This window comes from Bacillus cereus group sp. BfR-BA-01441, assembly GCF_022663075.1.
Taxonomy (GTDB): domain Bacteria; phylum Bacillota; class Bacilli; order Bacillales; family Bacillaceae_G; genus Bacillus_A; species Bacillus_A cereus.
The window spans coordinates 67,881-75,147 of the sequence record NZ_JAKUEU010000019.1 but is presented as its reverse complement, the minus strand read 5'-3'; the positions used below and the strand labels follow the sequence as shown (position 1 = coordinate 75,147).

Below are 7,267 nucleotides of genomic sequence, written 5' to 3'. Positions count from 1 at the left end.
TTCCCTAACAACAGAGTTTTACGACCCGAAAGCCTTCATCACTCACGCGGCGTTGCTCCGTCAGACTTTCGTCCATTGCGGAAGATTCCCTACTGCTGCCTCCCGTAGGAGTCTGGGCCGTGTCTCAGTCCCAGTGTGGCCGATCACCCTCTCAGGTCGGCTACGCATCGTTGCCTTGGTGAGCCGTTACCTCACCAACTAGCTAATGCGACGCGGGTCCATCCATAAGTGACAGCCGAAGCCGCCTTTCAATTTCGAACCATGCGGTTCAAAATGTTATCCGGTATTAGCCCCGGTTTCCCGGAGTTATCCCAGTCTTATGGGCAGGTTACCCACGTGTTACTCACCCGTCCGCCGCTAACTTCATAAGAGCAAGCTCTTAATCCATTCGCTCGACTTGCATGTATTAGGCACGCCGCCAGCGTTCATCCTGAGCCAGGATCAAACTCTCCAATAAAGTTAGTTTGTCTAGCATCTAAAATAAAAATTGACGTTTCACGTTGTTTGTTTCGTTCAGTTTTCAAAGAACTTGTCCGCCGCTTCAGAAGCGACTTCATCATATTAACATCTTAATTTTTCGATGTCAACTAAGTTTTAAAATTTCTTTTTTGTCGTTTTCTGCGTTTCCGCATCAGCGACGTTTATTAATATACCATCACAACTTTTAAATAACAAGTGTTTTTTTATAAAAATATAAAAAAATTATCTACCCTACTTTCTTCTATAGAAGTAACTATTATCCTTACTACTGAAAATAGTTATTCTAATTGTATGCTAATACACTCCGTTCAACCAAATTGCATTTCACAATACCTTCCCAAATTTTCATTCTCTTCTATATTAAAGCTTATAATCATTATCCTTCTATAAAATAACTATACAAATTAGCCTTAAGAAAAAATCCCGTCTACATTAAACAGCCACTCGCGCGCATTACCCCCTTCCTTCTCATTCAAAAATTTACCCCCTACAAATTAACAACATTCCAATCCTAATACAAACTTAAGGATATTGTTAGAATTTTTTTACATTTAATTAACGAAAAATATCCATTTTTTGTTATATAGTAAGAAAGGACGCACTCAACTATAAATAAACCAATGGAGGAATTATTTTATGGATAGGTTAACAAAGTTTTCATTAAAAAACCGAGCTGCCATTATCATCATGATTTTTCTCATTTCCATACTCGGTGTTTATTCCCGCTCTAAATTACCTATGGAATTTTTACCGAGTATCGACAATCCAGCAATTACCGTCACAACCTTATCTCAAGGACTCGACGCTGAAACGATGACAAAGGATGTAACTGATCCTCTCGAAAAACAATTTCGCAATTTAGAACACGTCGACACCATTACTTCTTCTACATACGAGGGATTATCACGTATCGACATTGCGTATACATCAAAAGCAAACATGAAAGATGCAGCACGCGAAGTCGAAAAAGCCGTCAATACAATTAAATTACCTAAAGATGTAACCAAGCCCGTAGTTAGTCAATTAAACACTTCTATGATTCCACTCGCTCAAATTACTATCCAGAAACAAAACGGTTTTTCAAAAGCAGATGAAAAACAAATTGAAAAAGAAATCGTACCACAACTCGAAAACATTGATGGTGTTGCCAACGTTATGTTTTTCGGAAAATCCACCTCTGAATTATCTATCGTACTTGATCCGAACCAATTAAAAAACAAAAACGTAACATCACAGCAGGTACTAACTGTTTTACAAGGAAAAGAAACTTCTACTCCAGCTGGGGCAATTACTGTTAATCAGGAAGAATACAACCTCCGCGTCATTGGGGACATAAAAAATGTAAATGACATTAAAAACATCACTGTGGCACCCCAAGTGAAATTGCAAGACATTGCTCAAATTGAAATCAAACAACACTACGATACAATCTCACATATAAACGGAGAAGAAGGCACAGGATTAATCATCATGAAAGAACCGAGTAAAAATGCAGTTGCCATTGGAAAAGAGATTGATAAAAAAGTTAAAGAGATAGATAAGGAATATAAAGATCAATTTTCCATTAAACTTTTGGCTTCAACCCATGAACAAGTTGAAAATGCTGTTACTAGCATGGGAAAAGAAGTAATACTTGGAGCAATCGCTGCAACTCTAATTATCTTAATCTTTTTACGTAACTTCCGAACAACACTCATCGCTGTTGTCAGTATTCCATTATCCATTTTATTAACACTCTTTTTACTACATCAATCTAACATTACGCTTAACATTTTAACCCTCGGTGGTTTAGCTGTTGCGGTTGGCCGTCTCGTCGATGATAGTATCGTTGTCATCGAGAATATTTTCCGCCGTTTACAAAAAGATTCTTTCTCTAAAGATATCATTCTCGATGCAACGAAAGAAGTCGCAGTCGCAATTACTTCTTCTACTTTAACAACGGTCGCTGTTTTTTTACCTATCGGCCTCGTATCAGGAGCAATCGGAAAATTAATGTTACCTATGGTATTAGCAGTTGTATATTCTATACTATCATCCTTAATCGTTGCACTAACAGTTGTTCCACTTATGGCTTTTTTACTACTCAAAAAAACAAAGCATCGAAAGCCAAGTTCTTCATCACGATATGTCGCTACATTAAAGTGGGCTCTTTCTCATAAATTCATTATTCTACTTATTGCATTTTTATTATTTGTAGGATCAATTGCAGCTTATATATTACTACCGAAAGCAAACATAAAATCTGAAGACGACACAATGTTATCTATTAACATGACATTTCCTGCCGATTATAATACTGAATCTCAAAAACAAAAAGCATTTGATTTTGAAAAGAAATTACTTTCTAATTCAGATATAACAGACGTTATTTTACGAATGGGATCTAGCGCAGAAGATGTACAATGGGGGCAAACAACTAAAAATAACCTCGCTAGTATATTCGTAGTCTTTAAAAAAGGTTCTGATATTGATCAATATATTAAAGAGTTAAAAAAGGAAAATAAAACTTTTGAGCCTGCTGAACTTGATTATATAAAAACAAGTTATTCAAGCTCTGGCGGCGGCAATAACTTACAATTTAACGTAACAGCTACTAACGAAGCGGATTTAAAAGAGGCGGCTACTATCGTTGAAACAAAACTAAAAAGCATGGATGATCTTTCTAAAGTAAAAACAAATTTAGAAGACTCTAAAAAAGAATGGCAAATTCATATTGATCAAACAAAGGCTGAACAACTAGGTTTAACACCAGAAATAGCTGCGCAACAAGTAGCATTCCTTATGAAGAAATCACCTATTGGCGAAATTACAATTAATAATGAAAAAGCTACTATTATGATAGAACACAAAAAAGAAAACATTAATAAACAAGAAGATATTTTAAATACAAACATACTATCACCTATTAATGGACCAATACCTTTAAAAGACATCGCAACTATTTCAGAAAAACAAACGCAAACAGAAATTTTCCATAAAGACGGAAAAGAAACAATCCAAATTACAGCCGAAGCTTCAAATGAAGATTTGAGTAAAGTAAACACAGCAGTAAATAAAGCGATGACTGACTTAGATTTACCTGGTGGTGCAAAAGTAAATATCGCAGGAGCTACTGAATCTATGCAAGAGAATTTTACAGATTTATTCAAAATTATGGGGATTGCAATCGGGATTGTATATTTAATTATGGTTATCACCTTCGGGCAAGCACGTGCTCCTTTTGCAATCCTATTCTCCTTACCATTAGCTGCTGTCGGTGGTATTTTAGGATTAATCATTTCACGAACACCTGTTGATGTAAATTCCTTGATCGGCGCATTAATGTTAATCGGGATTGTTGTTACAAACGCTATTGTATTAATAGAAAGAGTCCAACAAAATCGGGAACATGGAATGGAAACTAGAGAAGCCTTACTTGAAGCAGGTTCTACTAGACTACGCCCAATTATTATGACAGCTATTACAACAATCGTTGCTATGCTCCCACTCCTATTTGGCCAATCCCAAGCAGGAAGTATGGTATCAAAAAGTTTAGCCGTCGTTGTCATCGGCGGTTTGGCAGTCTCAACTGCTCTTACATTAGTAGTCGTTCCAGTTATGTATGAACTATTAGATAAAATCGGGAGAAAAAGACGCTCCCGTAGGAAAATAAGCACTTCTACAGAAACACCTGATATTTAAAAACAAAAGGCGTTATCTTCACAAATGAAGATAACGCCTTTTCTCTATTTAGTCATATAATCCATCATTTTTTCCACATATTGCTCTATAGGTTTACTAGAACCCACAATCTAAATTACATCTGTTCTTCTTTATAATTAATCACAAATTCAACAATCATTACATCCATTCCTTCTATATTAAAATACAAAAGAACCCCCTACTTATAAATAGAGAGTTCTTCTTCATAATTTATGCCGCTTTTACCTTTTTCGTTGTTTTACTTTTTCTTTTCGTTCCTGTAAAGCGCTTGTGTAATATAGATGCTATCAAGCGTGAAATAACATTGAATAGTAATACCATAATAATTAATACAGCTGCAGATTTTGTCGCAATCAACTTCGCATCTGGAATAACTCCTTCAGAATTTAATTTCCAAATGTGAACCGCTAATGTTTCAGCTGGTCTAAACGGATTTAAAGGATGCGCAGGACTTGAGAAATCCGCTGCTGAATTTAAAATCGGGGATGTTAAACCCGCTGTGTAAATTAATGCTGCCGCTTCCCCAAATATACGACCCGCCGCTAAAATAATCCCTGTAATAATTTGTGGTAATGACGATGGGATAATAATACGAGCGATTGTTTGCCACTTCGTTGCACCTAATCCAAGACTTGCCTCTTTTACATTATGAGGAACTTCTGAAATCGCATTTTCACAAACACGCGTTAAACCTGGTAAATTTAAAATAGTTAAAGCAAGAGCACCACCCATTACTGTGTATCCCCAACCTGTCATTGTAACGAACACTAACAAACCAAATAAACCAACAACAATAGAAGGTAAAGATGCCATTGTCTCGATACATAGACGAACAAAATTTAAAAAACGTCCTTGTTTTGCGTACTCTGCTAAATATATTCCAGCACCTAATCCAAGAGGAATAGATATAATAAGCGTTATAACAAGCATGTAGAAGGAATTGAATAACTGCGGACCAATCCCACCACCAGCTCTTGTATTGCTTGGTTCTCCAAACAAGAAATTAGGATCCCAAAACCCCCATCCCTTTTGTAAAATTTCAAATACTAAGAACACTAGCAAAGCTACAACTAAAGCTGCAACCGCATAAAAGATACCTGTCCAAACTTTATTTACCGTTCTTGCATTCATTATTATCGCTCACCTCTTTGCCCAATCGCTCGAATTACTAAAATAAACAGGAATGAAATAACAAGTAAAATCATCGCTAAAGTCCATAGCGCATTGTTCCAAGCAGTTCCGTTCAATGTATTCGTCATGTCCATTGTTAAAATACCAGTTAACGTCGCTGTCGGACTATATATTCCTTCTGGTAATTTAATCGTATTCCCGATTACCATTTGAACCGCTAGCGCTTCACCAAAAGCACGCGCTAAACCTAAAACAACACCTGTTAAAATCCCTTTCTTCGCAGCAGGAACAATTACTCGGCTAATCGCTTGCCATTTCGTTGATCCTAGACCATAAGAAGCTTCTAAATAATCAAATGGAACAGAACGTATTGCATCAGAAGCGATACTAGCAATAGTAGGTAAAATCATAATACTTAATACAACAATACCTGCAATTAAACTAAAGCCTACTCCCCCAAACGAATCACGTAATAGTGGTACTAAAATCGTAACACCTAATAATCCGTATACAACCGAAGGAATACCAACTAACAATTCTAGAACAGGCTTCAATACTTTATTTCCAAACTTTGGCGAAATTAAATTCATGAATATAGCAAGAGCTATAGCAATTGGTGCACTAATAATAACCGCACCTAACGAAACCACCGTTGAACCTACAATGAAAATTAAAGCCCCGAAGGATCCTTGATCAGCATTTGGATTCCATTTTGTCGATGTTAACATCTCAGTAAATGAGATACCACTTTGTGTAAAAGATTGAATACCTTTCCCACAAATAAACGCAATAATAGCTAATGTAATTAAAACAATAAAAATACCACAAAACGTAACAAGTGATCTTCCTATATATTCACTTTTTACGTAATTAATTTGTTTTTTCCCCTTCATCACAGGACAGACCCCACTTCACAGATTGAAATGAACAGGACTGGCCTTGCAGCCAGCCCCATAAAATTTTATTACTTATTTAATTTAGACATTGGAATGTAGCCCATATCTTCTACTTGCTTTTCAAAATCTTTACCTTTTACATAATCGATGTAAGCTTTTGTTGCTTCCTTCGCTTCACCTTTTGTTACCATATATTCGTAAGACCAGAATGGATATTTACCAGACGCAATGTTTTCAACTTTCGGTTCAGCACCATCAATTTTCACTGTTTGTAGTGCGCCTTTTTTCTCGCCGACCATGTAAGACATTGCTAAATAACTCACCGAACCAGGAGTAGAGTTAATCGCTTGCTCTACTGCACCGTTAGAATCTTGTGTTGTACCAGTTCCATCATTAATTTTCGCGTCTTTCATAATCGTTTTTTCAAATGTAGCACGTGTACCAGATGAAGCCGGACGGTTAATTACATTGATTTTTTCATCTTTTCCGCCTACTTCTTTCCAGTTTGTTACTTTTCCAGTGAAGATATCTTGTACTTGTTGCATTGTTAAGTTATCAACTTTTACATCTTTATTTACGACAAGAGCGAATGCAATACCCGCTACCTTGTTATCTACTAATTCTTTCGCCTTTTCAGCATCTTTTATTTTATCTCCGGACGGAACATCTGAATTACCAATTTGTACTGCACCAGATGCTACTTGGTTAATCCCAGTTCCACTACCGCCACCTTGAACTTGAATAGAAACTTTTGAATTTTTCTCCATGAATTTCTTTCCAGCTTCCTCCGCAAGAGGTAGAAGAGCTGTAGAACCAGCCGCTGCAATCGTACCTGATAATTCTTGTTTTGTATTATCGCTTCCTTTAGCAGTGTCTTTACTAGTTGTATCTTCTGCTTTCCCACAACCAACTAATGCTCCTGCTACCACTAAAGCTGCTAAAGAAAATTTAATACCTTTTTTCATAACCATGTCTTGTACCCCCATTTGGATTATCACTTTTCGAATTCATTTTCTTTCGAACACAAATTCATTGTAGGACAACAATATTATGTGAGT

General features: G+C 36.5%; 4 protein-coding genes, 1 rRNA gene and 1 pseudogene. 1 reads left to right on the top strand and 5 read right to left on the bottom strand.

What is annotated here, in order from left to right; all coding sequences use genetic code 11:
- Positions 1-457, bottom strand: a 16S ribosomal RNA gene (locus MR107_RS10905); the annotation flags it as partial.
- Between the two features lie 659 nt (positions 458-1,116).
- Here MR107_RS10905 and MR107_RS10900 point away from each other — a divergent pair.
- Positions 1,117-4,161 carry an efflux RND transporter permease subunit gene (locus MR107_RS10900; RefSeq protein ID WP_242292362.1) on the top strand — a complete coding sequence of 1,015 codons (3,045 nt, stop codon included), beginning with the start codon at positions 1,117-1,119 and terminating at the stop codon, positions 4,159-4,161.
- Between the two features lie 44 nt (positions 4,162-4,205).
- Here the strand turns inward: MR107_RS10900 and MR107_RS31955 are convergent.
- From MR107_RS31955 to MR107_RS10885, 4 genes and pseudogenes are all read right to left on the bottom strand, one after another.
- Positions 4,206-4,271: pseudogene (locus MR107_RS31955) on the bottom strand (AAA family ATPase); the annotation flags it as partial.
- 121 nt (positions 4,272-4,392) lie between these two features.
- On the bottom strand, positions 4,393-5,313 hold the full coding sequence (pstA, locus tag MR107_RS10895; protein WP_098919687.1) for a phosphate ABC transporter permease PstA: 921 nt from the start codon (positions 5,311-5,313) through the stop codon (positions 4,393-4,395).
- A gap of 2 nt (positions 5,314-5,315) precedes the next feature.
- Positions 5,316-6,206, bottom strand: coding sequence for a phosphate ABC transporter permease subunit PstC (gene pstC / locus MR107_RS10890; protein ID WP_000676676.1), 891 nt, complete (start codon positions 6,204-6,206; stop codon positions 5,316-5,318).
- 71 nt (positions 6,207-6,277) lie between these two features.
- Positions 6,278-7,180 carry a phosphate ABC transporter substrate-binding protein PstS family protein gene (locus tag MR107_RS10885; RefSeq protein WP_000245108.1) on the bottom strand — a complete coding sequence of 301 codons (903 nt, stop codon included), beginning with the start codon at positions 7,178-7,180 and terminating at the stop codon, positions 6,278-6,280.
- Positions 7,181-7,267 lie beyond the last annotated feature (87 nt).

What these genes read in the sequence shown, in the direction of transcription:
- pstC (WP_000676676.1), bottom strand. Translation starts at nt 6,206, where the DNA reads ATGAAGGGGAAAAAACAAATTAATTACGTAAAAAGTGAATATATAGGA.
- MR107_RS10900 (WP_242292362.1), top strand. Translation starts at nt 1,117, where the DNA reads ATGGATAGGTTAACAAAGTTTTCATTAAAAAACCGAGCTGCCATTATC.
- MR107_RS10885 (WP_000245108.1), bottom strand. Translation starts at nt 7,180, where the DNA reads ATGGTTATGAAAAAAGGTATTAAATTTTCTTTAGCAGCTTTAGTGGTA.
- pstA (WP_098919687.1), bottom strand. Translation starts at nt 5,313, where the DNA reads ATGAATGCAAGAACGGTAAATAAAGTTTGGACAGGTATCTTTTATGCG.